Source organism: Acinetobacter sp. YH12049, from assembly GCF_013419875.1.
GTDB lineage: Bacteria > Pseudomonadota > Gammaproteobacteria > Pseudomonadales > Moraxellaceae > Acinetobacter > Acinetobacter amyesii.
In genome coordinates this window covers 1-2,741 of the sequence record NZ_VOZH01000091.1, presented here as the reverse complement: position 1 = coordinate 2,741, position 2,741 = coordinate 1, and the positions used below count along the sequence as shown (strand labels likewise).

Sequence of the window (2,741 nt, the reverse complement as noted above, 5' to 3'; positions counted from 1 at the left end):
CATATTAAGCTTTACGAGGGCGTTGTATCGTCTGACGAGACGTGTATCAAGATGGGAGATATTAAATTGAAGAGCATGCTCTTCAATTTAACCCAAAACTTGGGATTTGTGTAGATACCTATGCCCATTAAGAGAGGGAAATACATTGTATTTAACTTGCGAAAGCCCGTTCCAACAAACGCTCCACATCGACCATTTTAGCATCCAACATCCCCACCACTTGCCCATGTTTCGCACTATAACGGCTTTGAATAAAACCATTTGCTACATAATCAGGCGCATAGCGTTTCAATAACACCGCTTGTGCAAGTACCGTTAAACGACTGACCAAACTGCGCCCCATAAATTGTAAATCTTCAGGCGATTGATGGAACAACCTGAACAAGTCCTGCAATTCTGTTTGCAAGCTTTCATCTGTACTTGCTGTACTGGCCAAATCTTTAAACAGCACCTCAATAGATTCAGGATCACGCCCAATCGCGCGCAGCACATCTAGGCACATGACATTACCCGAACCTTCCCAAATGGTATTCACAGGCGCTTCTTTAAAGATGCGCGCCATGATGCCGTTATCGACATAGCCATTACCACCAAAGACTTCCATCATCTCACCTGTCAGTTCCACCGCACGCTTACAAATCCAAAATTTGGCTGCTGGGGTCATGATGCGTTTCCATGCCAAAGACAAGGCATCATCTGATTCATAGCACTGCGCCAAATGGAAACTGAGCTGCGTCGCTGCTTCACTCTCTAAAGCCAAATCTGCCAAAACTGCACGCATTAAGGGTTGTTCAATCAAATGTTTACCAAAAGCCTGACGCTGACGGGTATAGGCAATGCATTGCACCAAAGCTTGACGCAGCATGGCGCTCGAACCGACCGAACAGGTCAGACGGGTATAATTCGCCATTTCAATAATGGTTGGAATGCCACGCCCTGCCTCACCAATCATAATGCCCCACGCATTTTTGAATTCGACTTCCGAGCTTGAATTACTGCGGTTACCGACTTTTTCTTTTAGGCGTTGCACCTGAATATTATTCTTGGTGCCATCTTCCAACCAACGCGGCACAAAGAAACAAGCCAAGCCATCTTGTTCGGTTTTTGCCACCACCAAATGCGCATCACACATCGGTGCAGAGAAAAACCATTTATGCCCTGTGAGTAAATAAGCTTTGCCTCGTCCTGTTTCTGCCACAGGCACAGCTATAGTTTTATTAGCACGTGCATCCGAACCGCCCTGCTTTTCGGTCATGCCCATACCGAGCCAAATCGACTTTTTCTGCGCAATCGGTACATCGCGTTCATCATATTCAGTCGATAGTAGTTTCTCGCCAATCTTTGCCCACAGTTCAGGCTCTCGCTGAATGAGTGGAATACTGCCCAGCGTCATGGAGTTTGGGCATAAGTTGCCGCATTCGACCTGACCTGCTAAATAAAAACGTGCTGCCCATTCCACCCATTTTGCCTTGGAATTTGGCTGATTAAATGGATGTGCATGGGTATCAAACTGGCGGTTGAGTCCCATCCATTTATGCCATGAAGGATGAAACTCGATAAAGTCAGTACGGCGGCCTCGCGCATCGAAGGCATGTAAAATTGGGGTATGTTTGTTGGCTAAAGCCCCATGCTGAAAGTATTCACTCGAACCTGCCACTTTGCCCATTTCGCATAAAGTCGGCTGATCATGGCTGCTGCAGCGTTTTAAGATTTCATGTAAAACCGTATCGCTTGAAAATAGATTGTAGTTTTCTAGTTCATCAAATTGGTTGCTGATTTGATGCGTCATCCATGGCTGTTCTAATGTATTCATCGTCTATATTTTCCACTTGTTCTTGTTGGCTTTTCATTTCAGTATAGAGAAAATTTAAAGCATAGACGTTCGGTTTTCCGCGCTTAAAAATATGAAGAATTCAGCCATTCAAATACGGCGTAAGCCGCGTCAATCACGTGCAAAGCTCACCCAAGAAGCCTTACAGGACAGTTTTGTTCGGCTTTTGCATGAGCGCCCTGCCGACAAAATTACCATTCGGGAAATTACCGACCTTGCAGGCGTTGGCTTAGGGACATTTTATGAATATTTTTCTAAGAAGGAAGATTTGATTGCGCTGACCATTCATTTGCATGTGAAACACAATGCCGAACAGATGAAAACTTATGCACAATCGCTGATCAAGTTATCCACAGATTTGGATTTTCAAGAGTATTTACAGCAAATCATCCACTTTCAAATTGAGCAAATTCAAGCGCAGCAGTTTTTATGGTCACAGGTGTTTTTATTGGAACGGCGGATTTCAGATATTGAAAGTTACCGTAAAAGTTATGTCATGATGGTGCAAATGTGGCAACACATGCTTAAGCCTTTTATAAATAACGAGGAAAAGCTCAAGCCAATGGCTTTAAATATACAAAGAGTGTGTTATGGCTTTGTGTCGCAAAGCTTGTTGATCGTACCCAACTTTACTGAATGGGATGAATTAAAGCGAGATATAATTCATATGTTGCGCGATTAGACTTCGCGGACAAGTCTAATGACGTTTCAAATGCATTGGTGAATAAAATAAAGTCATGTTATTTACAAAAAACCGGCTCTTAAACCAGTTATTTTAAATATTTAACCCGAATCCTGTTTAAGCAATTGATCCCATAATTTGAATTTTTGGCTTATGTTGATGGGTAAGTTGATATGCGCATAACGATGCATAGATTCCACTGAGAAATCCAGAAATACTACGTGATTT

Annotated in this window: 2 protein-coding genes and 1 pseudogene; 1 reads left to right on the top strand and 2 read right to left on the bottom strand. The window is 43.1% G+C overall.

Annotated elements, in window-relative coordinates:
• Positions 1-151: 151 nt before the first annotated feature.
• Entirely contained in the window at positions 152-1,813 is a 1,662-nt protein-coding gene (locus FTU05_RS17460) for an acyl-CoA dehydrogenase family protein (protein WP_180166185.1), read from the bottom strand.
• Positions 1,814-1,904: 91 nt separating this feature from the next.
• Here FTU05_RS17460 and FTU05_RS17455 point away from each other — a divergent pair, with 91 nt between their 5' ends.
• Positions 1,905-2,513, top strand: coding sequence for a TetR/AcrR family transcriptional regulator (locus FTU05_RS17455; protein WP_180166183.1), 609 nt, complete (start codon positions 1,905-1,907; stop codon positions 2,511-2,513).
• 117 nt (positions 2,514-2,630) lie between these two features.
• On the opposite strand, the pseudogene FTU05_RS17450 reads toward FTU05_RS17455, so the two are convergent.
• A pseudogene (locus FTU05_RS17450) lies at positions 2,631-2,741 on the bottom strand (IS982 family transposase); the annotation flags it as partial.